This window comes from Nostoc sp. DedQUE09, assembly GCF_034530915.1.
Lineage (GTDB): Bacteria > Cyanobacteriota > Cyanobacteriia > Cyanobacteriales > Nostocaceae > Nostoc.
Genome location: NZ_JAVRCE010000051.1, coordinates 16245 through 42558, shown reverse-complemented (window position 1 = coordinate 42558; position 26314 = coordinate 16245). Strand labels below are relative to the sequence as shown.

Sequence of the window (26314 nt, the reverse complement as noted above, 5' to 3'; positions counted from 1 at the left end):
GTTACCTCAAATTGAGGTAATTACACAGCTCGACGAGTAACTAAACCCCAAAGGAAAATTAGTATCATTGCACCAATAACAGCAAATAAAATGCTTCCTAGAGATAAAGCTCCAGATGCAGCTGCTGCTGCTGAACCACTTCCTAGCAATACTTGACCCAAATAACCACCGAATACGGCTCCAAGGATTCCTAATATAATGGTAGAGATAATACCGCCACCTTGGGTTCCAGGATAAAATAACTTAGCTAACGCACCTGCGATTAAACCCAAAACCAACCAAGCAATAATGCTAGTCATCGAATTTCTCCTTCACTGAAAATCTGTATTTGTTTGCATTTGACTATTTCATATTAAAGTTTGCCTCCAAAGTTTCCGATCTATCTAGAGAACTAATATCAAAAATCTTTAGGTATTATTTGAATATTCACCAAGTCGTCTTTGAGGATGAATATACAAATTAGTAACATTCTGTACATTGAAGTATTTATATAGCTGTCTTATTTGACATCATAAAAAATCTAAATAAGCAAGCTAACCGCCTTCTATATGAGACACTACGTGTAGCTTGTGTCCTTATATGGCTATGCGTAGCATCTCGTAGAGAAGGACACAAAAAGAAGAAAGAAAATTTTTGATTTTCAAAAAAGCGATATCGGCCGTTCAAGGCTCAGGACTGGAGACTATAGAAAGAGCTAGTTGATATAATTGGCGACGGGGAAGGGAAGTAAATTTTGCTAACTGACGGCTAGCTTGCGATCGCGATATTCCTTGACTAATTAACTGTTTCAATTCGGCTTTCAATTCTTCTTCTGTCAGTTGGGGCTGACTGGCTGGAATTCCCGCGACTACTAATGTATATTCACCTTGGGGTTCTCGTTGGCTGTAGTAAGCGATCGCTTCGGCAATTGTCCCCCGCCAAAATTCCTCATACAATTTAGTTAACTCCCGCCCTAGCACAATTTGGCGATCGCTTCCCCAAACCAGAGCTAAGTCTTGCAAAGTATCTCGCAAACGGTGCGGCGATTCATAGAAAATCAAAGTGCGAGATTCTGTTTGCAGAGATTCTAAATGTTCTTGTCTTTGTTGGGTTTTCGCCGGGAGAAAGCCTTCAAAGACAAACCGATCCGTTGGTAGTCCGGCTGCACTCAAAGCGGTAATTGCTGCACTAGCCCCAGGAATGGGAACTACTGGAATTCCCGCCTCAATACAGGCTTTCACCAGTTCATATCCAGGATCGGAAATACCTGGCATCCCAGCATCACTCACCAGAGCGATCGCTTTTTTATTAACTAAATGCTCTAATAATTCTGGAATACGGCTAGTACGATTGTGTTCGTGGTAACTTACCTGGGGTGTTTTAACTTGAAAATGCTGTAGCAGTTTCCCCGTATGACGCGTGTCTTCCGCAGCAATGATATCTACAGTTTGCAAAATTCGCACTGCCCGAAAGGTGATATCTTCCAGGTTGCCAATTGGTGTGCCGACAACGTAAAGTGTTCCTGGTTTTGGATCGGTTTGCATGAGCAAGAGTTAAGAGTTAAGAGTTAACAGTTAGGAGTTAAGAGTTAAGAAGTCAAAATAATAATTTACGTCTAATACGAATTGAGTATTGGTAACACTCCATACTCAAATTTTGTTTTTTGACCCGATGAGAGTTTCTAATATCATGTCCGCCAAATTACCCATAATAAAAGAACCCCACCCCCAACCCCTCCCCGCCTGCGGGGAGGGGAGACAAAGCACAGCTTTGGCGGGGTAGGGTTCTTCGGGTTTAATAAGCAATCAAGCGGACATGATATCATTCATCAATTTTCAGCGATTTCGGGTATTTATGGTCTTTGAAGACGCGAGAAATCGCGTCTCTACATCTGGGTTTTGGGCTGATCTGGCGTGCTATCTTATTTCAATAATCTTAGTCCACTGAGGGTAACTAATACTGTGGAACCTTCATGACCAATGACACCGATGGGTAGGTTAATATTTCCGAGAAAGTTGCCGATTAAAAGCAACATAATGAAACTCAACGCTACAACTATATTTTGTTTTACTATGAGTTGCGATCGCCTGCCCAAATGCATCGCTACAGCAATTTTTTCTAGTCTGTCTGCCATCAGTACGATATCTGCGGTTTCCAATGCCACATCACTCCCAGATACTCCCATCGCTATACCTACAGATGCTTGCGCTAAAGCTGGTGCATCATTGATTCCATCGCCTACCATTGCAACTGTTTGATATTGTTGCTGTAAACGGCGGATAACATTCAGCTTATCTTCTGGTAAAAGTTGAGCATACACCCGATCGATTCCGACTGCTTTGGCGACACTGTGAGCAGTTTCTTCATTATCCCCGGTTAACATGACAATTTGTTCAACTCCCAGTTTCTTTAATCGGCTAATGGTTGCGGCTGCTTCGACTCTCACCTCATCTGCGATCGCAATTACACCCATCACCTCTGCCCCTCTGCTCCCCTGCTCCCCTGCTCCCCTTCTTTCCTGTGCTACCCAAACCACAGTTTTACCTTCTTGCTCCCAAGATTGAACTATTTCTCGCAATTCTTCAGGTAAATTTGTTACATACTTTTGTAAAAAAATTGTATTCCCAACAATTACCTGTTGTTCTTGAGCAATTCCGACAATTCCCTGTCCCGGTATAGCTTGCACTTGCATTGCAGCAATCCAATCCAAATCACCAGCCGCCTGCACAATTGCCTTACCGATGGGATGTTCGGAAGATGCTTCGATACTTGCGGCGGTTTTTAATACATCATCATTAGTGTATTTACTAACTGAAACTACCTGGAATACCTGCACCTGTCCTATTGTTAGAGTACCAGTTTTATCAAATGCGATCGCTCGGACTTTGCCAATCTTCTCCAACTGCGCCCCATTTTTAAACAAAATCCCTTGTCTTGCACCATTGGCGATTCCTGAAAGCAGGGTGGGCATAATTGCAGCCATCAGCGCACAGGGAGAAGCCACTACAAGGAAAGTAAGAGCGCGATAAATTGTTGTTTCCCAATCCCAGCCCCAAAGAAATGGCGGTAAAGTTGCCAGTAATATTCCAGCTACTACAATGACTTTGGCATATCCTTTCTCAAAGCGATCGATAAACTCTTGGGAAGGTGGTGCTTCTGTCTGCGCTTGTTCTACCAAACGAATCACACGCTGAATCAAACTGCTTTGGGCTGGTTTGTGTACTTGAATTTGCAATGCACCATAGCCGTTGAGTGTTCCAGCAAATACCTCTTCGCCCACTGTTTTCTCTACAGGTAAAGACTCGCCTGTAATTGCAGCTTGATTGAGGGCGCTGTAACCAGATAAAATTATCCCATCAGTAGGAATTAGCTCTCCAGGTTTAACGACAATCTCATCACCCAGTTTTAGCTGATTGATCGGAATTTCTTCTTCCCTTCCTTGAAGTAAAACCCTTGCTGTATCTGGCGTCAGGCTCATCAAACTCCTGATACTCCGCTCAGTTCGCGCCATTGCATAGCCTTCTAATGCGCTACTGATAGCAAAGATCAGAATCAAAATTGCCCCATCAATAATTAGATGATATTCTCTTCGCCATAAGCCGAGACTAGCAGCACCAATAGCCGCCACAATCATCAGCAAATCTACATCGAGTTCTTTTTCTTTAAAGAGAGTAGTCAATCCTTCCCGCGCACTTTCGTAACCGCCAATTACATAAGCAGCTGGTAGCAGCAGGAACGCCAATCCCAACCAACCGAGATGCAAGGCAAACCATCCGAAAAGTAACAGTAAGCCACATAAAAGGGCGGCTACAGTATCTGCGTGTTCTCTGGTGAATTGGCCCAAACGTTGGGGGTAGAGCATGAAAGATGAATTAAGAAGGACTCTCTCACGCTAAACCTTGACATTGATGTTAATGTCAAGCCTTATAATAATTTTGAAACGCAGAGGGGCGCTGTAGACGCTTTTGCGGCTTGCCGCAGGCTAGGAAGCGCGGAGGTACGCAAAGTTAAATCTTTATCTGTGTTGTTTTTGGAGTAAATGATGAATGCTGGTTGCTTAACTATTAAAGAACTCACTGATGCAGTTGGCGGTGGTTTAACTCCGCGGATGGTGCGACATTACCATCAGTTGGGATTGCTACCGCAACCAGTGCGATCGCGTAGCAATTATCGTCTCTACACCAAAAAAGATGTTCTGCGGTTGCAAAGGATTGTCGCACTTAAGCAGCAAGGGTTTCAGCTAAACCATATCCGCAATATTTTGGAGGTGGAACCAGAAGCGGATACAACGGTTAACCTTATGGGGCAACTCCAGCAGCAATATCGCGCCGTGATGCAACAAATTTCTCAACTGCGGCAAACAGCATCAGCATTAGAAGGATTGTTGGGGCGCGATCGCCATTGTCAAATTATCCAAGCAGAAGTTTTGGCGCAACTGAAGTTACTTGATGTTGAAACCCAAGCCGGATTGGGGGGATTAGAAAATCTTTGGAGTGGCTTGGATGCTGAAATTCACACCCATTCAGAAGCTTTTACCGAATCGCTACAACGCTTACTACCTGATTTGTCTCACCGTTCGGAAATTGAACAACATTTAATTTCTCAGTTGGTTTTGGCTTGTGGCGATGTCAGTTTAGTATCCTTTGTGAAATTGAGTCGAGATGCGATCGCAGCTAGTCGAGAAGCTTTATCTTCAAGTTGTCAAATTGTTGTCGATACTCAAACGGTTGCTGCTGCTTTAGATCAAACCCGATTACTTCACTTAGGATGCCGCACCGAAACCTTGATTGATAATCCCCATATTACTACTGCCACTGAAGCAGAACTCGCCTTTTGGCAACATCAAGAATGGCGAACAAAATTGCTGCAAGTAAGTAAGGGTTGTGTGCTGGTAGTTGGTTATGCTCCCTCAGTACTTCTGGAAACTTGCGAAGCCATTGCCAACCAAAAAATTCAGCCTGCATTAGTAATTGGAATGCCCATTGGCTTTAGCCATGCTCCCGCAGCCAAGCGGCAATTGATGCAACAAGGGATACCTTATATTACAGTTGAAGGAACTTTGGGAGGTGGCGCATTAGCTGCCACTGCCTTAAATGCTTTGGTTGAGTCACTAATAGATAAGCCAGATTGTCATTGTTATCTCAAATAAGTATTCACTTAAACCAGTCTTAATGAAACGAGTTTCAAAAGCCTTGCATGAAAATGTTCTAGTAACTAGGATATTTACTCGCAACTCACAACTCACAACTCACCACTCACAACTCACAACTCACAACTCAGCACTCAGCACTCAGCACTCAGCACTAACAACTCAGCACTACTAAAAATAATATTGTTAAATAATATTGAATTTGCTACACTTTACCAGTTTTAGTAATTCAATAATTCATAATCGCGGTCATAAACTACCAACTTGGTATAAGTTGCAATATAACTTAGAAAAATTTATAGTAAACAGACTTTGGCAATTAGAGTATAAATTATCATGCTATCCACGTTGCAGCGAAGTATAAATCAGCATAAGTGCTTTGAAGTAATTAGAACTAAAGATAACTCAGATGTATAATTAGCCCGTCTCCTCCATAATCTTTATAAAGATCGCGATTTAGGACTGGCAGGCTTTCTATTTTTGACTTTAATTAAGGGGCTTATGTGGCAACAAGAAAAAAAAGATACTTCGATAGTCAAGCTGTTATTATGGGTTGCTTTAGCTACAACCCCAATGGCAGCATCTCTGGTGGTATCAGCACCGATGCTGGCACAATCTACACCTGAAACTACCTCTTCGCCACTGCCACAAACAGTGCAGAATGAACCGATAGTACGGATTGACGGTTCCAGTAGCTTGAGTGCAATCAACCAAAGCCTGAAAGAAAGTTTTGAAAAACAGTTTGTCGGTAAAAAGGTTGAAGTTGCTGCAAACGGCACTGAGACAGCACTGAAAGATTTACTAGATGGCAAAATCGATATAGTCGCAATGGGGCGCGGGTTGACGCCAGCAGAAAAAGCTCAAGGACTAGAGCAAATTCGTTTGCAGCGTGAAAAGATTGCGATCGTGGTTGGTGCAGACAATCCTTTCAAAGGAAGCTTGACTAGTAGGCAATTTGCCCGGATTTTCCGGGGGCAAATTACAAATTGGTCACAACTGGGAGGGCCTTCAGCCAAGATTCGGTTAATTGATCACCCGAATACGAGTGAAACTCGCAATACTTTTCGTACTTATCCAGCCTTTAAAACTGCTGAATTTGCTACAGGGGCTAATGCTACCCAAGTAAGTGAAGACAATACCGCAGAAATCATCAAACAACTGGGCAAAGATGGCATTAGCTATGTGTTAGCTAATCAGGTGTCGAAGTTGAAAGGTGTGCGAGTTCTGCAATTACATCAAGCCTTGCCAGCTGATGCGAGATATCCCTTCTCGCAACCTTTAGTTTACGTTTACAAAAAAGATCAGAGTTTAACCACAGTAGATTTTCTGGGCTTTACCCTAGCACCCGCAGGACAACAGGCTATAGAAAAAGGTAGAGCTGCCGAAGCTGAGGCGATCGCAGCCAGCGTCTTACAACCTGCTGTTGCGGCTTCACCAGGTGTCCAAACGACACCAGCGCCTACGTCTTCCCCTAATGCCACTAGTTCTGCATTTGCCGAACAGCCTTTTGTGGCTGCTCCTGCACAAAGCGCTCCAATTGTAGATAAAGAAACACCACTGTGGTTGCTGCTACCTGTCTTTTTTCTAACTGTAGGTGGATCTGTACTGTGGTGGATTGTGAAAAAACGCCCATCGCCCACCGAGGAAACAGACAATTTACCAGAATCAAATCCTCATCCACCCAATGGAGAAACGGCGGCGCTTGATGCTAGCACAACTTCCTCCCTGAATGGAGCGACGCTGGAAGAGCAGGCAGTACCGCACTTTCAAGAGCAAGAAACCCCCGATCGCACTCCTTTCAACATCTATGCTCAAACACAATCTGACTTGAACCAAAATGGTACTCAGGAGGCAGCAAATTTAGTACAAGAGACAAGTAATGGTACTTCTAACCTCTATGAAGGCGCGACATCGGGCGTAGCTAATGGCTCAGAAAATAACAATTTGGGAGCCGCAGCTTTAGGTGGTGCAGCTATAGCAACAGGCATCGGGGCAGCTACTTGGTCTACCTTTAACAACAAAGAAACAGAAACAGACGCCATTGATGAGACTGTAAATCACAGTAATTATACGGAAACATACACTCCTGAGCCTGATGAAGTTGCATGGGATATAGAAGCCCCGGCGGCTGTAGTAAATACTTCATATCCTTACCCAGGTAATCTTCCAGAAGAGGTATCTGATGTGGAACTGCCTTCATCTGAGGTGACAGCCCCACTCCCGGAATTACCAGATGTGCCACAAGCATCATCTGATTTTGGATATTGGGACACAGCAATTAGTGAAGATGAGGTAGATGAGGAACTTCAGGCAGAATTGAACTGGCTAGAGAGTATCACCTCAACTGAAGATACAGCTTCAGTAGATGAATTGCCCTTAGCAGAGTCTGAGGAAGTGACAGCCGATGTGGAAGCATCAGAGACAGATACATCCTCACTGCTGGATTTACCGGAATTTCCAGAAGATTTATTGAGTAAAGATGCATTGAATGTAGTAGCGGACGCAGCCGAACCCACTTTAACTTTGCCAGAGTCAGAACTTCCCGCCGAGCCGATTGGGGAAGCTAACTCCACAGATTTGGCCGCAGCCGCAGCTTTAGCAGCGGGTGCAGGAGTTGGCGCTTGGGCTAGCACTTTCGGATCGGATACTCAAAATGAAGCGATCGCAGCCGAAACAGCTAGTGGTTTGGTTGATGCAGATGAAGAAAGTAGTATTGTACTCACACCGCATACTTATACATCGGCTCATGTCTCTTGGGAAATTTCCCCAGCCAAGAAAGCAGAACTGTGGCAACAAGGCGGTACTCAATTGGTAGTGCGGCTGTATGATGTGACTGGCATTGATTTGAGTTATCAAACCCCGCAGCTGGTAAAGCAGTATGAATGTGCAGAGACAGCACACGATCGCGTTATAGAAATTCCCCTCAATGATCGCGACTACATAGCTGAAATTGGCTATATCGCTTATGGCGAACACTGGTTATTCATCGCTCGTTCTGCAATTGTTCGTGTCTTCAGTCCTGTGAATCCAGATCCGATAGTTGATGATGTGGCAATGGCAGCCCAAACAGCTATTGGTTTGGTAGATACTCAAGAAGAAAGCAGTATTTTACTCACACCCGATACTGATGGATCAGCTCATGTCTCTTGGCAGATTTCCGAAGCCAAGAAAGCAGCACTGCGGCAACAAGGCGGTTCTCAATTGATCGTGCGGCTGTATGATGTGACTGGCATTGACTTGAGTTATCAACCTCCGCAGCTTGTAAAGCTGTATGAATCTGAGGAAACAGAAAACGAAGGATTAGTGGACATTCCCCAGGGCGATCGCGACTACATGGCTGAAATTGGCTATCTCGCTGATGGCGAACGCTGGTTATTCATCGCCCGTTCTGCGATCATTCATGTCTCCAGTCCGGTGAATCCAGATCCCGTAGTTGATGATGTCGCAATCGCGGATAAAACAGATGTTGATTTGGTAGATGTCCAAGAAGAGAGCAGTATTGTCCTCACACCCCGCACTTTCCAATGGGCTGAAGTTTCTTGGGAGATTTCCGAAGCGAAGAAAGCAGCACTGCGACAACAGGGCGGCTCTCAATTGGTAGTGCGGCTGTATGATGTGACTGGAATAGACTTGAGTTATCAAAATCCTCAGTTTGTCCAGCAGTATGAATGTGAAGAGACAGCACACGATCGCTTTGTAGAAATTCCCATCAGCGATCGCGACTACATAGCTGAAATTGGCTATGTCGCTGATGGCGATGTCTACGACGGTAAACTACGCTGGTTATCCATTGCCCGTTCTGCGATCGTTCGTGTCTTTAGTCCAGTGCCTACAGAGCCGACGACAAAAGATCCCGTCGTTGAAAATGTAGCATTAGTAAGCGAAACCGCTATTGCTTTGGCAGATGTAGAAGCAGAAACTGCCCCAGAAGAGAGCAGTATTGTCCTCACACCCCGCACTCCCAAGTGGGCTTATGTTTCTTGGCACATTTCCAAAACTCAGGCGGAAGCACTGCGACAACAGGGCGGTTTCCAATTAGTAGTGCGGCTCTATGATGTCACCGGCATTGACTTGAGTTATCAAAGTCCCCAGCTTGTCCAGCAGTATGAATCTGAAGAAGTAGCACGCGATCGCTTTGTGGCGATTCCCGTGAGCGATCGCGATTACATGGTTGAAATTGGCTATATTGCTGATGGCGATCGTTGGTTACTTATCGCTCGTTCCGCTAACGTCCGGGTTTTCAGTCGTCCCCACGGAGATTTTTGGTTTGTCGCTGATGCTGAATTAATTATTCACGGAGCAACTCAACCAAATACCAACGTAAACATTGGCGGACATCCCATCAAAGTTAAACCCGATGGTACTTTCCACCTACGTCTCCCCTTTTCAGATGGTTTAATGGACTATCTGATCACGGTAGCTGCTGATGGGGAATCCACAAGAACTATTCATAAAAAGTTCTCTCAGGAAACTTCCGAAAGCTAACATTACGCTGAGTTATCCCAATAAAAGCCCAAAGGCTTGTGTCATCTTGTTCCCAGCCTGGAGGCTGGGAATGTATTTAAAGTGGGCTTCTGCCTCTTGTCAGGCTACTGGAGGCGGAGCCTCCCAGAATGGGTTCCCAGCCTAGAGGCTGGGAACCAGTCAAAGCAATGGCATTCCCCTCTAACCCGATTCTCCGTTTTGAGAGAGTGTAGGAAGAGGGGATTTTATTATGCCAACTTTCCTTTTCATCCCTGTTAGAGGGAGTGATTACAATACGATTCGATTAAAGTTTTTTAATGAAAATTATAGATCGCAAAAATTTGATAAATCATCACAAAGACACGATTCATCGCGTATTGTAGAGACGGCGATTCATCGCGTCTGTATTGTAAAGACAGCAATTCATCGCGTCTCTTGCTCTGGAAAAATTTCTTGAGTTAGAGATTTTTTAAATGCTAACGTCTACAAGGTGACACAGGATTTGGAACGGTTTTTTTAACTATGAAGCATAGACACAAAATAGCTTTTAGCTTAACATCGTTGATTGGTCTTAATTTAATCTCTAGCTTAGTCGCATTTAATCAGGCCATCGCAGCGCCACCGAGAACCCCAGACAAAAGTGTAAATTGCGAGATTTTAGTTGTGGGTGGTGGACTTTCTGGTGTAGCCACAGCTTACGAGGGTTTGCTAGCAGGACGAACAGTTTGTCTTACAGAAATTACTGACTGGCTGGGAGGACAAATTTCTGCTCAAGGGACATCTGCGTTAGATGAACGACCAACCCAACGTTCTAAACAATTCTATTCTCGTGGCTATCTGGAATTGCGAAACCGCATTGAGCGCAAATACGGTGAGCTTAACCCTGGTGATTGCTGGGTAAGTGACTCGTGTTTTCTTCCCCGCGATGCTCACACTATTTTGACCCAGATGCTTAAAGATGCCGAAAAGCAGGGCAAAGGGAAGTTGCAATGGTTTCCCAACACAGTAATTAAGGATTTAGAAATCGCTGCTGATGGCAAAATAATTAATGGTGCGATCGCAATTCAATCTCAACCACCAAAAGGCGCACCACCTCTCAATACTTTTACGTTATCTCAAAGTATTGAAGATGCCTATCGCTACGAAAACTCATCTCGGTTTACTAAAACTATTGTCCGTTTCATCCCTAAGCCAGCGAAAGAGGATGCTGCTAAATGGTATGTCATAGACGCTAGCGAAACTGGAGAAATTATTGCCCTTGCTGATGTCCCTTATCGATTAGGTATTGATGCCCGTTCTTACTTAGAACCTTCTGCTTCCAGTGCTAATAATGACCCCTATTGTCCTCAAGGCTTTACCTACACCTTTGCAATGGAGGCCACTAAGGAACCGCAACCGCAGACAATGCCTGCATTTTATCCACAATATGCGCCATATTTCAGCTATGAATTGAAGCGACTGGCTAACTTTGATTTAGTTTTTACCTATCGTCGCATTTGGAGTCCAAACAAAGGGAAACCAGCAAAATTTGGCGGTGTAAGCTTTACTGCGGCTACACCAGGGGATATCTCCATGCAAAACTGGACTTGGGGTAACGACTACCGCCCCGGAACAGCCCAGGATAACCTAATTTATACTCGGCAACAGTTACAAGGTACTGGACAGTTAGAACCAGGGGGTTGGATGGGAGGACTGCGGACAGAAGCGCTCCGCAAGGCTGAGGAAAATGCCTTATCTTTCTATTACTGGTTGGTAGCTGGAACTACGGATTCTCAACTAGGGGATGGTGTCAAGCAGCCACAAACTAATAACCGCTTTGTTTCCGGTTTAAATTCACCAATGGGGACAGCGCATGGTTTATCAAAATATCCTTATATGCGAGAAGGACGGCGGATTATTGGCCGCCCTAGTTGGGGACAAACCGGAGGTTTTGGTATCTGGGAAATTGATATTTCCCGCCGAGATTATAATGACGAGTATTACTCCAAGACTCTGCCAGCAGATATGTATCGTCGCCTACGAGCAGCAGTTGCAGGTTTAGAAGCAGTATCAGTAATTGAGGGTAAAGTTCCACCAGACAAAGCAATGCGACGGACTCGTTCTACCATCTTCCCCGATGCTGTGGGTATTGGTCACTACGCCATAGATTTCCATCCTTGCATGGTGAATAGTCCCCCAGAAGCCCCTGGTAACACAGAACGTCCAGGTGAAAGACGTGGTGCGGGTCTTGCTTATCCCTTCCAAATTGCTTTGAGAGCAATGATTCCCCAGAAAATTGATAATTTGCTTGTAGGTGGCAAAAGTATTGCGACTAGTCATATTGCCGCTGCTGCCTATCGGGTACACTCCTTTGAATGGTCGGCTGGCGCAGCTGCGGGAACTATTGCTAGTTTTGCACTCAAAAATGCGATCGCACCTTACCAACTAGTTGATGACTTACCTAAACAAGAGCCACAACTAGAAGCACTCAAGCGGCTTTTGCAACAAAATGGTAATCCTACCGCCTTCCCAGATACATCTATTTTTAACGAAAACTGGGATAATTGGAAATAGATTGTCATTTGTCATTGGTCATTTGTCATTTGTCATTTGTCATTTGTCATATCAAGTCCGGTTAATCACTTATGATTACCGAATCTGTGCAAAAATCCCAAAAGCCTTTTCCCCCAGCAATAACTGAGGTCTAAATGATAAGTCTTTAGCCGGACACGATATCATTGGTCGTTGGTTAGGGACAAATGACAACGGACAACGGACAAATGACAACAGACTACTAAACAATGAACTAAACTAATTATTTGTAGTGTAGTTTTGTAAAATTATCTTGACCAATTGGTTTATGGTTATCACACTTTCAGCAGATGTTTACGGGATGTCCACGGCACCAACTATAGCTCCTGAACGGTCTAATCAAGTTATCCGTAAGACTTATCCGAATTACAAAGTGATTGTATTAAACGATGATTTTAATACATTCCAACACGTGTCTGAATGTTTGATGAAATATATTCCGGGAATGAGTGGCGATCGCGCGTGGGATCTGACTAATCAGGTACACTATGAAGGTCAAGCGATCGTCTGGGTCGGGCCCCAAGAACCTGCGGAACTCTATCACCAGCAGCTGCGGCGAGCAGGTTTGACAATGGCACCTCTAGAAGCAGCTTAACCTTAAATTATTATGGGCAAACCCTCCGTAGATCCCCTCCGCACGGCTTCTCTACGAGACGCTACGCGAACACAGAAAGCTGCCAGGCTGGTTTGGAATCACTCAACACACCTTTCTGGCCTTATCCCCATTTTAGAACGTCTTTGTCAGCAAGACGGTATCCAAACTGTGACGCCGGGAGTGATTGGGCGATCGAAGGGTCACTGTCCAAAAATGCAACTACGCGTCTCAGTACCCATTCGCGGCGGCTATAAAGTCATTGCACGGCAGGGGAAAACGGTACAAGAGGTCTTTATTTTAACGACTTTATCCCAGGATCAACTAGAAGCTGCATTAGCGATCGCCATGAGATGTTAATCATACCTGATAGGAGTGCTGAGTGCTGAGTTAGGAGTTATGAGTGCTGAGTGCTGAGTTGGGAATCTCACTTTTTTACCCAATGCCCGCTTGCCCTGAGCGTACCCCTCCGGGGAAGCTACGCGTAGCGTCTCGTAGAGAAGCCGAAGGGATGCCCAATAACTATTCCTCAACTCGATGTACTGCAAATTTGTGTAGCGGCAGACTAACGATGCAAGAGAAAGTTAAGAAATATGACAGAGCTGTAGTTATTTTCAAAGTCATGGCTACAGATTCCCAGCCAGGTAAAACCATTTTTTCGATGCCAAAAGCTACACAGTAAACCAGCCAGTAACTAAAGCTCATTCTAAACAGAATTCGCTCTGTTTCTTCCATCTCATTTGTTTGCTGCTTACAATCCCACAGTAACAACAGTCCAATAATGCAAGCGACAAAGGAAACAGCAACTACAGATTCGTGACAAAATATATTTAACGAATGCATTTGTGTTTATTCCCACATTTTTTCAGTTGAAACTCAGTCTAAAGGAATATTCCTTGCGGAGCTACAAATTATTTACAAACCTCAATAGATTGAAGAGTGCTGAGTGAAAAATCTCACTTGCAACTTAGCATTTGTAACTCCATTAATCTGCAACAGTAGTTGCCAAAATTGAAGCGTTTGCAACAATTACTGCTTCATGTATAAGAAAGGTTTAAGTATTTCCAAGAAATATATAAGCAATTGCTGGAAAGGCTTAATACTTTGCAACAATTCCTCCTCCATGTATAAGAAAGGTTTAAGTCTTTCTAAGAAATATATAAACAATTGCTGGAAAGGCTTAATACTTTGCAACAATTGCTCCTCCATGTATAAGAAACGTTTAAATGATTGCAACATTTGTTGTAATTCACTTATGAGTTAATCTTACTTAAAAAATCAATCAAAATTTTTGAAGTAAAATTAACCGCCCTCATCCCCCAACCCCTTCTTCCGATTTGGGCTGCACCCCCTCTAACTCCCCCTTGGCAAGGGGGAGAACCGGATATTTCCCCTCTTTGCAAGCTACGGTGTACACACAAGTCGAATTACCCCCCTCAATCCCCCCGATGCATTGGGGGGAAGCCGGAAATCTAATTCCCTCCCCTTTGCAAGGGGAGGGTTAGGGTGGGGTAAAAACCAGATTCGTAAACGACTCCAGACTTGTGTGTACACCGTAGCCTTGGAAAGGGGGGAAATAAGATTTCTGGTTCCCTCCCCTTTGCAAGGGGAGGGTTAGGGTGGGGTAAAATCGATATTTATCAACTACTTCAAACTTGTGTATACACAGTGGCCTTAAAAAGGGGGGAACTAGAATCAAAGTCTCCCAATTTATCGGGGGATTTAGGGGGATCAAACCACATTTTGCACTTGGCATAGAGATGTGTGTACACCGTAGCCAATGCATCGGGGGGATTAAGGGGGAAAACCCAGGGTTTGCGCTTCAGTACCAAGATGTGTACACACCGTAGCCCAAGCTTAGAAGATGGATTTAGGGTGAGGGCTTTTGATAAACATAATTTTGAGCCACTTTCCAGTAGCGCGAGAAGCGTTTCAAATCAATATAGCCGTCATAGTCAAAAAATGGTTTTACCTCTAACACTTCTACTGCTATAGAACGCTCGATTTGATTACAGATATCATCAAATCGGGGACTGGGACTATCGGCTGTGACAACTAAATTAGCATCATGTTCTTGAGCAAAAGTTAAAACTTCTTGTGCCACATTGCCACGGCGGATAACAACAGGTAACTCTAGCAAACATTCGTAGATAAAAGTTAGACGTTTAAGACTCAATTGCCATTCTTCTATCAAAGCCTCATCCCAAACCCAGATAGCTGGAGCATCAGGGTATTCTTGCAATACGGGATTATTTGGACTGAGGCAATCTCCATGTACCCAAACAATTGGTTTATTCATTTTTTACCTTTCTTTCCACGCTGCCAACTTTGGCTATTGGCTTGTTTGCTAAATTCCCCTTTGGGAAAAAGTCGCTGTTCTAATTCTTCATAACTGCCTTCAAAATCACAATGACCGTAAAGAGGACATTTCTGGCAATAAAGGCCTTTAGTGTAGCGTTCTAAGTTTTCACGGTTGAAAAAATATGGTTTCTGACTAAAAGTGCTACTAACCCACTGCCATGACATATTATTACTAGCAGGATCTCCATCTAAAAGATGCTCAAGAAACCACTTGGCTCCTGCTTGCCAACGAATACGCCGCCAATGAATAATATAAGCCGCTAGCCACATTCGTGCGTGGTTATGTAAATAGCCAGTTTCTCTCAAATCATGACTAAAGCTGTCAATGCAAACTCTGCCTGTAGTTCCTTCTCTAATATCTTGCGGCAATTCGGGTGCATATTCGCCCACAGTGTAACCAGTTTTGTAATCTTCCTGGTCTTTCCAGATTTCATTCCCTAACTTTATATACAACCGTTGCCAATAGTCGCGCCAACCTAACTCGTTAATTAGTTTCGTAGCATCATCTTGGTGCTGTACCTGGTCAAGGACATAATCTCGAATTTCTCGCAAACTCAAAACGCCATAGCGGATGTAAGGCGAAAGACGCGTGATTGCACCTGCGAAGAAATTACGTGTTTGGGCGTAGCGAAGAGGATCGATTTTTTGCAGCGCTGTTTGTGCCGCTTTGCGTCCCCCTAGAGTTTCGCTGATGTGGTCATCGCGTTCTGCTGCACCTGGGAATTGTTCGCGCAGGTAGGCTACCAACTCATCGCGGTTGGTAAATTCGCGTTGCATATCTTTAGGCATGTGAACTTTGAAGAGTAAGAATAGATAAACAAAAATACCTGTAGGTTAAGTCATTATTATCGCGAATAAATATAAGCGATCGCTCTCAACCTTATGAGAGAACTTTTTTCGTGGTAAGCAAAGATGAATGGGTGCGTAGCCTAGCAATAATCGCAAGCAGTGTTCATTGTCCTAATTTTCACTGGTGACGTGAATATCCCAGTAAGGCTAGACTGTCAGGGCAAACTGTGTTGCAAAAAACACCATGAACCTCTGCATTAATCCCCACTGCCCAAGACCCCAAAATTCTCAAAATATACTGTTTTGTCAAGCCTGTGGCTCAGAATTGCTCTTGGAAGGACGGTATCGAGTGATTCGCCAATTAGGTGCTGGTGGTTTTGCCAAGACATTTGAAGTCAACCACGCTAACACCCTCAAAGTCTTAAAAGTTCTGATGCTGGATGATGCCAAGGCAGTATCACTGTTTCAGCAAGAGGCACAAGTTTTAAGCCATCTCAATCATCCAGGGATTCCAAAGGGAGATGGGTATTTTACCTTTTGTCCCAAAAATAGCCAAGCGCCACTGCATTGCTTGGTAATGGAGAAAATCGAGGGGTTGGACTTGTATCAATATATGGAACAACGAAGTAATCGCCCCATTGATGAAAAGTTAGCACTTTTATGGCTAACTCAGTTGGCAAATATTTTGCATGAAGTGCATCAGCAGAACTTTTTTCATCGAGATATCAAGCCACCAAATATTATGCTCAAAGCCGATGGACATCTGGCTTTGATAGATTTTGGTACAGCAAGAGAAGTTACATCAACCTATCATCAAAAAGCAGCAGGGCAGAATATAACAGGGATTTTTTCACCTGGTTATACACCACTAGAACAAGCCAATGGTAAAGCCGTACCACAATCAGATTTTTTCGCTCTTGGTCGCACATTTGTTTATTTACTTACTGGCAAATCTCCAGATCAATTTTCTGAAGACCCGCGAACTGGTAAGTTAATGTGGCGAGACAGTGCCTCACAAATATCTAAGCAGGTAGCTGGTTTGATTGATTACCTGATGGAAGCATTTCCTGCCAAGCGTCCTCAAAATGCCCAAATGATTTTGAGGTGTCTATCAGAGCTTAATTCAACTGTACAGTCATATTCCCCTTCTTCAGCATCACAATTACCACCTACCGAAATAGAAAAGCCTAAATACAGTAGGCCAGTTAAAACGTTAGCGACTACTCAAATTCAATCTTCAAAAACTCAAACAAATATATTCTCTAGCCAGACTGCTCAATTCACAGGCGGAATAATTGCTTTTGTTATACTTTTTTTAATTAAATTCGGTAGTGGCGGAATTTATAAGTTATTTGATTCTCATCAAAGTCAGCCAGTGGTAACTTCAACACCAACTGAGCTACAAGCAAGTAATTCTAAGCAAGCAAGTACTGATTCAACGAGTAAACAACCTTTTATACCCCAGGAAAATATATCTTTAGGTGTTCCATCTGGTTGGAATAAGTTTGAGGGTGGTGGTGCAGAATTGTGGTTGCCTCCAAGTTGGGAAGGTGGTAATTTAAGCGAAAGATTAGACGAATTCAGGACAAGTTTAGGAAATAATAATCTAGACCTTGAGAGATTTGCTCAAATAGTCAAACAAAATCCTTCAGCATTTTCCATTTGGGCTTTTGACACAAAAACTGCTAATTCCAGGTCTTTTGGTAATATGGTTCTCGTAATAAATGAGCAAGTTTCTCCTAGTACTAACTTTAAAAAAATACTGTACAACTCTGTTCCTAATGAGTTTAGTTTATTAGATACGAAGACCTATAAAGTTGAAAATTACCATATAGGAAGAATAATCCAGTTAGGTAAAAACAGCAAACAGCTAAAATATATGATTAAAGATGATGGTACTCTTTGGACTGTATTATTTTCTGCTCGTACAGATGAATTTGAACAGAATTTACCAGCTTTTGAAGCAAGTATCCAAACCTTTTTATTTAAGCGTTAGCTTGTTGTATAAAGTATTGTCTTCTTTGTTCAAGTGTAGGAATAATATAAGACTCCTATTTGATTTTTGAAATATACGTAGGGGAGCCAGTGCGTTGCGGTGAATCCAGCGCTGTAGGCGGGTTTCCCGCCGTAGGCGACTGGTGAACCCGAAGGGAGGTCCCGACGCTCGTAAGCTTTGCGTTAGCGACTGTGCGTAGCGTCTGACTCGCTCTAAGCGTACTCCTACGGAGAAGCAAGCGTAGCGTAGCGTCTCTAAGAGTTGCCATGCCGCAGGTTTTACGCTGCGCTATCTGTTGTAGCAACTGGCGTTGCGTTAGCGTAGCGCATCATCCCAAGTTTATGGTGCGTTACGACGTTCCGTCTAACACATCCTACTGGTACTTATATTTTTTCAATAATCAAATATGATTCCTATATATATGCACAGTATCGCTCATGGGAAAAAGCATAGCCTAATTTATGTACAATTCTAAAGCGATCGCTAGGACAGGCTACGCCTACACAATCTCTTACACCCCCATCATGAGCAACATTCCCCAAGCCGGACAACCAGCGCCAGATTTCTCCACACCTGACCAAAATGGTAATGCAGTCACTCTCGACGACCTCAGCAGTCAGTGGGTTGTCCTCTACTTCTACCCTAAAGATGACACACCCGGTTGTACCACTGAAGCGAAAGATTTCAGCGAGTTGTATCAAGACTTCAGCGAACTGGGAGCAAAAATCTTAGGCGTAAGTCCAGATTCAGGTAAATCCCACTGTAAATTTATCAACAAACATAACTTGTCAATCACCCTTTTAAGTGACCCAGAACATATTTTGACAGAAGCCTACGGTGCTTGGCGCTTAAAAAAATTTATGGGCAAAGAATATATGGGTGTTGTTCGCTCAACTTTTCTAATTTCACCTGATAAAATTATTGTCTATACTTGGCCTAATGTGAAAACCAAAGGTCACGCTCAAGCAGTTTTAACTAAATTACGGGAATTAGCAGCTACCTAATGCAACTGAATGCAGGTATAGTTACACCAATGCTACATAATATTGCTCTAGAAACTGCCAGCGTGATGATTAAAGTAAATAATTATACTTTTTGCAGTTTTAAATAAACATGGTTCAATTTATCGAAGCACAAAATGTCGGGCTTGCCTATTTGGAAGAAAGATTTAGCCTACAGCTAACCGAAGATGAGGCATTCTTCACAGAATGGTTTGAAAATTTACCGGAAATTACAAATTTAGAAAAGCAAGATTTAGACAGAATAAAACTTCATTTTCTCCGTTTAGTCAAGCGTCCTCCTTCGTCAGAAGAAACGGTTAAATTAGTAGTTTTATCTCCTTTACTTAATTTAGCTGGGTTTTATGATGAGCCTTTTTATATAAGAGGCGAGGAATCAATAGAAATTTCTGCGGAAGATGAAGGAGAAATCACTAGAGGTAGAATTGATATTTTAGTGATTCAAGAACAATTCTGGTTATTAGTAATTGAATCTAAAAGGTCTAGCTTTTCTCTTTTAGAAGCCATACCTCAAGCACTTGTTTATCTGTTGGCTAATCCTACTCAAGACAAACCTACTTTTGGATTAGTAACCAATGGTAGTGATTTTATTTTCCTGAAACTTACCAAAGATAATCAGCCAAAGTATGGTGTATCTGACCAATTTACACTTTTGAAACGAGAAAGTGAATTGTATCAAGTTCTAAGTGTATTAAAAAATTTGAGTCAAAGTTTGAGTTAATAATTATGTCTATTCGTCCTATATACCTTGATTGCCACGCTACTACAGCCGTAGATGAACGAGTATTAGCAGCAATGCTCCCCTACTTCACAGAAAAATTTGGCAACCCAGCAAGTATCGGTCATGTTTATGGTTGGGAAGCAGAAGCTGGTGTCAAACAAACGCGAGAGATTTTAGCAGCAGCAATTAACGCCACTCCTGAAGAAATTGTTTTTACCAGTGGGGCAACAGAAGCGAATAATTTAGCTATTAAAGGTGTTGCTGAAGCTTATTTTAAAAAAGGTCAGCATATTATTACTGTTGCCACTGAACATAGTGCAGTAATCGATCCTTATAATTATTTAAAAAGTCTTGGTTTTGAAATTACTATTCTCCCCGTTAAACAAGATGGATTGATTGATTTAACTGAGTTAAAAAAAGCTTTACGTCCTGAGACAATTTTGGTATCGGTGATGGCTGCAAATAACGAAATTGGCGTGTTACAGCCAATAGCCGAAATTGGGGAAATGTGCCATGAACACCAAATTATTTTTCACACCGATGCCGCCCAAGCTATTGGTAAAATTCCTTTAGATGTGCAAGCGATGAAAATTGATTTGATGTCGCTAACAGCACATAAAGTATATGGCCCCAAAGGCATTGGAGCGCTATACGTCCGCAGACGCGATCGCAGAGTACAACTGGCTCCCCAGCAGCACGGCGGCGGACATGAGCGGGGGATACGCTCTGGTACATTGTATACACCGCAAATTGTCGGCTTTGGCAAAGCTGTAGACATTGCTTTGGCTGAACAAGCAACAGAAACCCAACGCCTCACCCAATTAAGACAAAGATTATGGGAACAGCTTTCGCAAGTTGAAGGAATTCATCTCAACGGACATCCCCAACAGCGATTGGCGGGAAACTTGAGTATCAGTGTTGAGGGAGTGGATGGAGCCGCACTTTTGCTAGGATTGCAGCCAGTAATGGCTATATCTTCTGGTTCTGCTTGCTCGTCGGCAAATACTGCTCCTTCCCATGTTCTCACAGCCTTGGGACACCCCCAACAGCTAGCTTATGCCTCAATAAGGTTTGGCATTGGCAGGTTTAATACAGAAGAGGAAATTGATATTGTGGCGAAACATGCGATCGCTACTATTCAAAGTTTACAAAATAAACGGTAAGCATAAAAGCCAGCAAAGCCTCTTTTTTGGGCAATCGTATATTTAGGAAGAGATATTATCTGTACGATTGCCCATATCAAAAACATTAAATTCAATTCCTTCTAACTTCAGCCTCAAAGCTTCTAATAATAGGTTTATCCTTTCTTCAATAAAAATGCTTAGGGCCTGTTCAGGAAGTGCATCGGCTCTTGACCATTCAAGAATGATCTTCGGTATAAGATGAGAACTTAACACTGTTTCTAAACTAGGGTCGTCATATTCTTTGAGATAATGTAACGGATTTTTATCGCTAATTTGCAAATTAGTTATTTGAGACAGATAGGCAATATTCATCAAGCTGTCACATTCTATTTGGCTAGCAATGCAACTTTGCTTAATAAAATTAACTGGAAATATATGATGTAAATTAGGTTTGTCTGTTAGCAAATAATAAACATCAGACAAAATATCTCTATGGGGTTTTGCCCAATCTTGCGGCTTGTGGTTTGCATAAAGTGATAGTATTGCTCTGGATAAGCGACCTCTATAACTGTAGAAAGATTTCCTGAGAGAATTCTTATCAATATCAAATTTATTGAACGAGTAAGTATTATTAGCCTTTTGTTGATTAACAAAGTATATATGTTCCCAGAGATGAGTAGTGTTTGTTAGTAAATCTGCATTATGAAAACTATAATACCAAAAATATTTATTTAAAAAACTATAATCTGGTTTTTCATTTCGATAAAAGTATGCTGTAATAGTCAGGTAAAAATATCGGTAAGGGATTAATCTTCCACCTTTAATATGCAAAATATTATCAAAAAAATCAAAAGTTTTAGCAACGGCTATTTTAAAATTAGACCATACAGCTTCAATATGTTCTGTTTTTAGCTTATTAAGATACATATCAGTAATATTTTGTATCCCAGCTTCGGGAAATTCAAGTTTTACCACTACAGCTAGCATCTGTAGCAATGTCCAATTATCAATATTGACATATTGACTGCTAGAAATAGTTTGTTTAAATTTATCAAATAATTCACGAAGATAAAATCCAGAGATATTATTTGTCTTATTTTCAGAACGAAAGGTCTTAGCAACCACAATATCAAAGATATCCAAGGGTTTACCAGCTTGATTAATCCGCTCAAATATTTGACACACTTCTGCAACTTCAATACCTCTTAACTCAATAAAGGAAATTTGATAACTATATAAGGCTTCCCTAATCCTTCTGAATTGTTGCATATAAGGATTTTCAAAGTCACCATATCCATTTTTGTGAAGATTTCTTTCTATTTCCACAGGATTTTTAATGATATCTCTTAAACTAACAATGAGTTTTTCTTCGTGACGTTTTTTCTTGCCACTATTTGCTTTTATTTGACCATCATTATCATCAATTTCAGCCCAAAATAAAAATCGCTTTGTGTAACTTGTATTATCTGTGATCTCAGTGAATTCAATTGTAAAATCTATATATAGCGTTGGATCAAAGTTCTCCTTTTTCTCAATTTTTCCTCCATAGATTGATGTTAAAAGAGTAGTCGTTCTTTGTTGACCATCTAAAATATACTGATATTCATTAGACTGAAAATCATCAGCAAATTTGATACCTCCTATTTGCCTATGACTTTCTAGCTTAGTACTGGTTTTCCAAATTAAAATACTTCCTAAAGGGTAAAACTTATAAATACTATCCCAGAGTTTTTTTACATTCTCTTTCTCCCAAACAACATCTCGTTGAAAAGTGGGAATTTGATACCTTTTAGCTAGGAGATTTTCTAAATAGGTAGTAATACTGTGACCATCTGGCTTAATGCGATCAGCGTATGTAAACATTAACTTTACTTTACCTAACGTTGAGTAAATATCAAGATTGATATGTGAATTTTACTTAGTTCAGTAAAATTCCATACAAAGGTAACTGATATTTAATTAAGTGGCAACTCAGATTTTAGCAAACCTCTGCAACCTTTCTTCCATGCCAACGTTGCCCTGTAAGCCGCCTGTGTGTACTAGCAACAAGGAGTCGCCTTTACAAAAAAATCCCTGCTGTAGTAAATCCATCACTCCGTAAAACATTTTGGCGGTATATACGTAATCGAGGGGTACGCCATGTTCCTGTGTAAACTGTTGGCTGAACAGTAGCAACTCATCGTTGACTTTTGCATAACCGCCAAAGTGGTAATCACACATTAATTCCCAGTTAGATGGTGTGGGTGAACCAGAGGCGAGGTAATTTGTCAATAAGCTTTCGATTTCTTGTGCGAGAAATGCGCCGTTCTTCAATACGGGAAAAGCGATCGCTCTTTGTCCTTCATGCAACGAAAGCGCAATACCTGCAAGAGTGGTAGCTGTACCGCAGGCTACGCAGATATGATCAAATGCGTAGGCGTAGCCAGTACTTCGGCTGCGCCCTTCGGCTACGCTCAGGACAGGCTCAGTGACTGCCGTAGGCATCGCATTACTAATTATTTCTGTGCAACCGCGCACACCATTTAAATTACTCCCACCTTCGGGAATGATAAACACCTCACCAAAACTTTGTCGCAGATATTCTTCTAACGCTGGTGTGTTGCGCTGTCGATACATTTCACGGTTCAGATACACAAGCTGCATACCCTGTTGTACAGCAAAACTCAGCGTTGCGTTTAATGGTAGCCTCTCCTCGCCACGAATTACGCCAATGGTGCGAAAACCGAAAAGATTACCAGCCGCCGCAGTTGCATAGATGTGATTGGAATAAGCGCCGCCAAAGGTTAACAGCGTAGTGAAATTTTTCTCTTTAGCCTCTAAAAGATTGTATTTCAGCTTAAACCACTTGTTGCCGTTCACCCACGGGTGCATGAGATCGAGGCGCAACACATACAAATCAACACCAGCGTGGCGGGCAATTTCGCTGTTGATTTGTTGTAGAGGTGGAGCAATAAAGGTTAACGACATCTGTCAAGATTTTAACTTAGAATTTGCATTTTCTCACGTTCATTATCGAATATAAAAGTAATGATAAACATTGAGTAATTCAATGGTAAGTCAAGCTAAATGATAAATAAATCTTTCTAATGATTAGCTTTAGAAATTGGCATTTTACTAATTGAGTGTTTCAGGTAAATATAAGAAACATAACACTCGCTCCAGATAATATTCTTTTGGAGAAAAGAAATGGTTGCACTCACACAGCTTACTCAAGTTATTTCCAATCCTGGACGTTTGACGATTGAAACTGTTGAAATTGCTCCTCAAACGACTGCTATACGTTGTCTCGATTGGGATAGAGAACGTTTTGATATCGAGTTTGGTTTACGGAATGGAACAACCTATAATTCTTTTTTAATTCAAGGAGAAAAAATTGCCTTAGTTGACACATCTCACCGCAAGTTTGAGGAATTATATCTTGAGGTGGTGGCGGGATTAATTGATCCGGCTAAGATAGATTACTTAATTATCAGTCACACAGAACCAGACCACAGTGGCTTAGTGAAAGATATTTTGCAATTAGCTCCTTCCATTACTGTTGTTGGTGCAAAGGTGGCTATTCAATTTTTAGAAAATATGGTTCACCAGCCTTTTAAATCAATACAGGTGAAAAGTGGAGAGCGATTAGATTTAGGTAACGGACACGAATTAGAATTTATCTCTGCACCAAACTTACACTGGCCAGACACAATCTTGACCTATGACCACAAAACTTCCACTCTCTACACCTGTGATGTGTTTGGGATGCACTACTGTGATGACCACACCTATGATGAAAATATTACTTTAATAGAGGAAGATTTTCACTATTACTATGATTGTCTCATGGGCCCAAATGCTCGGTCTGTCTTGGCAGCTTTAAAGCGGATTGAAAAGTTAGAAATAGCAACTGTTGCTACAGGACATGGCCCTTTATTAAAACACTATATCTCTGAATGGCTCGGACGATATCAAAACTGGAGTTTAGAACAAACAAAAACAGAGACTTTAGTGGCTCTATTTTATGTTGAAGATTACGGGCATAGCGAACATTTAGTCCGTACAATAGCTCATGGATGCGCGAAAACAGGCGTGGCAATAGAATTAGTAGACCTCAATAGTGCCGAGCCTCAAGAAGTTCGAGAATTAGTTGCACAAGCTTCTGGTTTAGTAATTGCAATGCCACCCCAATCTTCGGTGATGATTCAAGCTGCTTTAAGTACAATTTTGGCTGCTGTTCACAAAAAGCAGGCAATTGGTTTATTAGAGTCAGGAGGGGGAGAAGATGAACCTGTTTATCCTTTACGTAATAAGTTTCAAGAGCTGGGGTTAACTGAAGCTTTTCCTCCTATCTTAGTTAAGGAAATTCCTACTCAATCAACGGAACAGCTTTGTGATGAAGCAGGGACGGATATGGGTCAATGGTTGACCCGCGATCGCACTATAAAACAAATCAAATCTATTAATACGGAGCTAGAAAAAGCTTTAGGGCGGATTAGCACAGGATTGTATATTATCACCGCTAAAAAAGGAGAAATTCAGAGTGCTATGTTGGCTTCTTGGGTGACACAAGCGAGTCTTGAGCCTTTAGGAGTAGCGATCGCAGTATCCAAAGATCGGGCAATTGAATCCTTGATGCACGTTGGCGATCGCTTCGTTTTAAACGTTTTAGAAGAAGGCAAATATCAAGGATTAATGAAACATTTCCTGAAACGTTTTCCTCCTGGTGCAGACCGCTTTGCTGGTGTGAAAACATATCCAGCGAAAAATGAATCGCCCGTTTTAGCTGAAGCTCTAGCTTACATGGAATGTGAAATTACTAGCCGCATGGATTGTGGCGATCATTGGGTAATTTATAGCACAGTTCAAACTGGAAGAGTTGCTAATTTACATGCACTTACTGCCGCTCACCACCGCAAAATTGGCAATCATTACTAATTAGTCATTTGTCATTTGTCATTGGTCATTATTTTCCCCTGCTTCCTACAGACGCGATGAATCGCGTCTTTACCCACTCTTGTACAGACGCAATTCATCGCGTCTCCCAAAAAACTATGTATAAATCTGTTGAAAATACCCCGATTACAATGTACGAAATCAATCGTGGGCGCGTCGTGCGAACCTTGGAATTTATCCAAGATGTGATTGTGATTTGTTTGTGTATCGGGTTATTTAGCTTCATGGTGCTTCAGGTGAGAGATATGTTTCTCTCCTTACTTCCGCCTCTAGATTTTCATGCTGTTACTGCCGATATTCTCTTTTTACTTATCTTAGTTGAGCTATTCAGACTGCTGATTATTTACCTGCAAGAACATCGAGTATCTATTGGGGTAGCTGTTGAAGTTTCCATCGTTTCCGCCTTGCGAGAAGTCATTGTTAAAGGTGTTCTAGAAACAAGTTGGAGTCAAGTTTTAGCAACTTGTGCCTTTTTATTAGTGCTGGGAGTACTACTATTTCTCCGAGTTTGGCTACCCCCTACTTTTGAAGGTATCGATCCTGAACAAGAAGTATCTAAACGCTATAGAAGCCGAGTTAAGTCTGAATTAACACAAACCAATAGCCATTAAGAA

Annotated in this window: 20 protein-coding genes; 12 read left to right on the top strand and 8 right to left on the bottom strand. The window is 42.1% G+C overall.

The window, feature by feature from the left end; translation table 11 throughout:
* Positions 1–20: 20 nt before the first annotated feature.
* The 3 genes from RMY27_RS25780 to RMY27_RS25770 all read right to left on the bottom strand — a co-directional run bounded on the left by RMY27_RS25780 (position 21) and on the right by RMY27_RS25770 (position 3841).
* Positions 21–299 (bottom strand): GlsB/YeaQ/YmgE family stress response membrane protein, encoded by a 279-nt coding sequence (locus tag RMY27_RS25780; RefSeq protein WP_322667717.1) that lies wholly within the window; start codon positions 297–299, stop codon positions 21–23.
* A 363-nt stretch (positions 300–662) separates the two neighbouring features.
* Positions 663–1523, bottom strand: coding sequence for a 16S rRNA (cytidine(1402)-2'-O)-methyltransferase (rsmI, locus tag RMY27_RS25775; RefSeq protein WP_322667716.1), 861 nt, complete (start codon positions 1521–1523; stop codon positions 663–665).
* A gap of 377 nt (positions 1524–1900) precedes the next feature.
* Positions 1901–3841 (bottom strand): heavy metal translocating P-type ATPase, encoded by a 1941-nt coding sequence (locus RMY27_RS25770; RefSeq protein ID WP_322667715.1) that lies wholly within the window; start codon positions 3839–3841, stop codon positions 1901–1903.
* 180 nt (positions 3842–4021) lie between these two features.
* On the opposite strand from RMY27_RS25770, the gene RMY27_RS25765 reads away from it, so the two are divergent.
* The 6 genes from RMY27_RS25765 to RMY27_RS25740 all read left to right on the top strand — a co-directional run bounded on the left by RMY27_RS25765 (position 4022) and on the right by RMY27_RS25740 (position 13115).
* Positions 4022–5128, top strand: a complete 1107-nt coding sequence (locus RMY27_RS25765) for a precorrin-8X methylmutase (protein ID WP_322667725.1) — start codon at positions 4022–4024, stop codon at positions 5126–5128.
* A gap of 22 nt (positions 5129–5150) precedes the next feature.
* Positions 5151–5303: a hypothetical protein gene (locus RMY27_RS25760; RefSeq protein ID WP_322667714.1), complete on the top strand. Its 153-nt coding sequence runs from the start codon at positions 5151–5153 to the stop codon at positions 5301–5303.
* Between the two features lie 326 nt (positions 5304–5629).
* Positions 5630–9613 (top strand): DUF4912 domain-containing protein, encoded by a 3984-nt coding sequence (locus RMY27_RS25755; protein ID WP_322667713.1) that lies wholly within the window; start codon positions 5630–5632, stop codon positions 9611–9613.
* 501 nt (positions 9614–10114) lie between these two features.
* A complete protein-coding gene (locus RMY27_RS25750; protein WP_322667712.1) occupies positions 10115–12145 on the top strand; it encodes an FAD-dependent oxidoreductase in 2031 nt (676 codons plus the stop codon).
* 286 nt (positions 12146–12431) lie between these two features.
* Positions 12432–12758, top strand: coding sequence for an ATP-dependent Clp protease adapter ClpS (gene clpS / locus RMY27_RS25745; protein ID WP_322667711.1), 327 nt, complete (start codon positions 12432–12434; stop codon positions 12756–12758).
* A 12-nt stretch (positions 12759–12770) separates the two neighbouring features.
* Positions 12771–13115: a DUF2103 domain-containing protein gene (locus RMY27_RS25740; RefSeq protein ID WP_322667710.1), complete on the top strand. Its 345-nt coding sequence runs from the start codon at positions 12771–12773 to the stop codon at positions 13113–13115.
* A 162-nt stretch (positions 13116–13277) separates the two neighbouring features.
* Here the strand turns inward: RMY27_RS25740 and RMY27_RS25735 are convergent, their stop codons facing one another.
* From RMY27_RS25735 to RMY27_RS25725, 3 genes are all read right to left on the bottom strand, one after another.
* Positions 13278–13598 (bottom strand): hypothetical protein, encoded by a 321-nt coding sequence (locus tag RMY27_RS25735; protein WP_322667709.1) that lies wholly within the window; start codon positions 13596–13598, stop codon positions 13278–13280.
* 1027 nt (positions 13599–14625) lie between these two features.
* Positions 14626–15054: a hypothetical protein gene (locus RMY27_RS25730; RefSeq protein ID WP_322667708.1), complete on the bottom strand. Its 429-nt coding sequence runs from the start codon at positions 15052–15054 to the stop codon at positions 14626–14628.
* Positions 15051–15905, bottom strand: a complete 855-nt coding sequence (locus RMY27_RS25725) for an FAD-binding domain-containing protein (protein ID WP_322667707.1) — start codon at positions 15903–15905, stop codon at positions 15051–15053. Before RMY27_RS25725 ends, RMY27_RS25730 begins: the two co-directional genes overlap by 4 nt.
* Before the next feature lie 244 nt (positions 15906–16149).
* On the opposite strand from RMY27_RS25725, the gene RMY27_RS25720 reads away from it, so the two are divergent.
* From RMY27_RS25720 to RMY27_RS25705, 4 genes are all read left to right on the top strand, one after another.
* The gene (locus tag RMY27_RS25720; RefSeq protein WP_322667706.1) at positions 16150–17901 is read left to right on the top strand and encodes a serine/threonine-protein kinase; all 1752 of its coding nucleotides are present in this window, start codon (positions 16150–16152) and stop codon (positions 17899–17901) included.
* 524 nt (positions 17902–18425) lie between these two features.
* Complete coding sequence (gene bcp, locus RMY27_RS25715) at positions 18426–18905, top strand: thioredoxin-dependent thiol peroxidase (protein ID WP_322667724.1); 480 nt, start codon at positions 18426–18428, stop codon at positions 18903–18905.
* A 109-nt stretch (positions 18906–19014) separates the two neighbouring features.
* Positions 19015–19641 carry a type I restriction endonuclease gene (locus RMY27_RS25710; RefSeq protein WP_322667705.1) on the top strand — a complete coding sequence of 209 codons (627 nt, stop codon included), beginning with the start codon at positions 19015–19017 and terminating at the stop codon, positions 19639–19641.
* A gap of 5 nt (positions 19642–19646) precedes the next feature.
* Positions 19647–20804, top strand: coding sequence for a cysteine desulfurase family protein (locus RMY27_RS25705; RefSeq protein ID WP_322667704.1), 1158 nt, complete (start codon positions 19647–19649; stop codon positions 20802–20804).
* A 42-nt stretch (positions 20805–20846) separates the two neighbouring features.
* On the opposite strand, the gene RMY27_RS25700 is transcribed toward RMY27_RS25705, so the two are convergent.
* A complete protein-coding gene (locus RMY27_RS25700) occupies positions 20847–22628 on the bottom strand; it encodes a GmrSD restriction endonuclease domain-containing protein (RefSeq protein ID WP_322667703.1) in 1782 nt (593 codons plus the stop codon).
* 108 nt (positions 22629–22736) lie between these two features.
* Entirely contained in the window at positions 22737–23732 is a 996-nt protein-coding gene (locus RMY27_RS25695) for a 1-aminocyclopropane-1-carboxylate deaminase/D-cysteine desulfhydrase (RefSeq protein WP_322667702.1), read from the bottom strand.
* Positions 23733–23951: 219 nt separating this feature from the next.
* Between RMY27_RS25695 and RMY27_RS25690 the strand changes: the two genes are divergently transcribed.
* Complete coding sequence (locus RMY27_RS25690) at positions 23952–25682, top strand: diflavin flavoprotein (RefSeq protein ID WP_322667701.1); 1731 nt, start codon at positions 23952–23954, stop codon at positions 25680–25682.
* Between the two features lie 116 nt (positions 25683–25798).
* Entirely contained in the window at positions 25799–26311 is a 513-nt protein-coding gene (locus tag RMY27_RS25685; protein ID WP_322667700.1) for a phosphate-starvation-inducible PsiE family protein, read from the top strand.
* The last annotated feature ends 3 nt before the right edge of the window (positions 26312–26314 follow it).

What these genes read in the sequence shown, in the direction of transcription:
- rsmI (WP_322667716.1), bottom strand. Translation starts at nt 1,523, where the DNA reads ATGCAAACCGATCCAAAACCAGGAACACTTTACGTTGTCGGCACACCA.
- bcp (WP_322667724.1), top strand. Translation starts at nt 18,426, where the DNA reads ATGAGCAACATTCCCCAAGCCGGACAACCAGCGCCAGATTTCTCCACA.
- RMY27_RS25770 (WP_322667715.1), bottom strand. Translation starts at nt 3,841, where the DNA reads ATGCTCTACCCCCAACGTTTGGGCCAATTCACCAGAGAACACGCAGAT.
- RMY27_RS25685 (WP_322667700.1), top strand. Translation starts at nt 25,799, where the DNA reads ATGTATAAATCTGTTGAAAATACCCCGATTACAATGTACGAAATCAAT.
- RMY27_RS25760 (WP_322667714.1), top strand. Translation starts at nt 5,151, where the DNA reads ATGAAACGAGTTTCAAAAGCCTTGCATGAAAATGTTCTAGTAACTAGG.
- clpS (WP_322667711.1), top strand. Translation starts at nt 12,432, where the DNA reads ATGGTTATCACACTTTCAGCAGATGTTTACGGGATGTCCACGGCACCA.
- RMY27_RS25705 (WP_322667704.1), top strand. Translation starts at nt 19,647, where the DNA reads ATGTCTATTCGTCCTATATACCTTGATTGCCACGCTACTACAGCCGTA.
- RMY27_RS25750 (WP_322667712.1), top strand. Translation starts at nt 10,115, where the DNA reads ATGAAGCATAGACACAAAATAGCTTTTAGCTTAACATCGTTGATTGGT.
- RMY27_RS25735 (WP_322667709.1), bottom strand. Translation starts at nt 13,598, where the DNA reads ATGCATTCGTTAAATATATTTTGTCACGAATCTGTAGTTGCTGTTTCC.
- RMY27_RS25780 (WP_322667717.1), bottom strand. Translation starts at nt 299, where the DNA reads ATGACTAGCATTATTGCTTGGTTGGTTTTGGGTTTAATCGCAGGTGCG.
- RMY27_RS25695 (WP_322667702.1), bottom strand. Translation starts at nt 23,732, where the DNA reads ATGTCGTTAACCTTTATTGCTCCACCTCTACAACAAATCAACAGCGAA.
- RMY27_RS25755 (WP_322667713.1), top strand. Translation starts at nt 5,630, where the DNA reads ATGTGGCAACAAGAAAAAAAAGATACTTCGATAGTCAAGCTGTTATTA.
- RMY27_RS25700 (WP_322667703.1), bottom strand. Translation starts at nt 22,628, where the DNA reads ATGTTTACATACGCTGATCGCATTAAGCCAGATGGTCACAGTATTACT.
- RMY27_RS25690 (WP_322667701.1), top strand. Translation starts at nt 23,952, where the DNA reads ATGGTTGCACTCACACAGCTTACTCAAGTTATTTCCAATCCTGGACGT.
- RMY27_RS25710 (WP_322667705.1), top strand. Translation starts at nt 19,015, where the DNA reads ATGGTTCAATTTATCGAAGCACAAAATGTCGGGCTTGCCTATTTGGAA.
- RMY27_RS25730 (WP_322667708.1), bottom strand. Translation starts at nt 15,054, where the DNA reads ATGAATAAACCAATTGTTTGGGTACATGGAGATTGCCTCAGTCCAAAT.
- RMY27_RS25765 (WP_322667725.1), top strand. Translation starts at nt 4,022, where the DNA reads ATGAATGCTGGTTGCTTAACTATTAAAGAACTCACTGATGCAGTTGGC.
- RMY27_RS25725 (WP_322667707.1), bottom strand. Translation starts at nt 15,905, where the DNA reads ATGCCTAAAGATATGCAACGCGAATTTACCAACCGCGATGAGTTGGTA.
- RMY27_RS25740 (WP_322667710.1), top strand. Translation starts at nt 12,771, where the DNA reads ATGGGCAAACCCTCCGTAGATCCCCTCCGCACGGCTTCTCTACGAGAC.
- RMY27_RS25720 (WP_322667706.1), top strand. Translation starts at nt 16,150, where the DNA reads ATGAACCTCTGCATTAATCCCCACTGCCCAAGACCCCAAAATTCTCAA.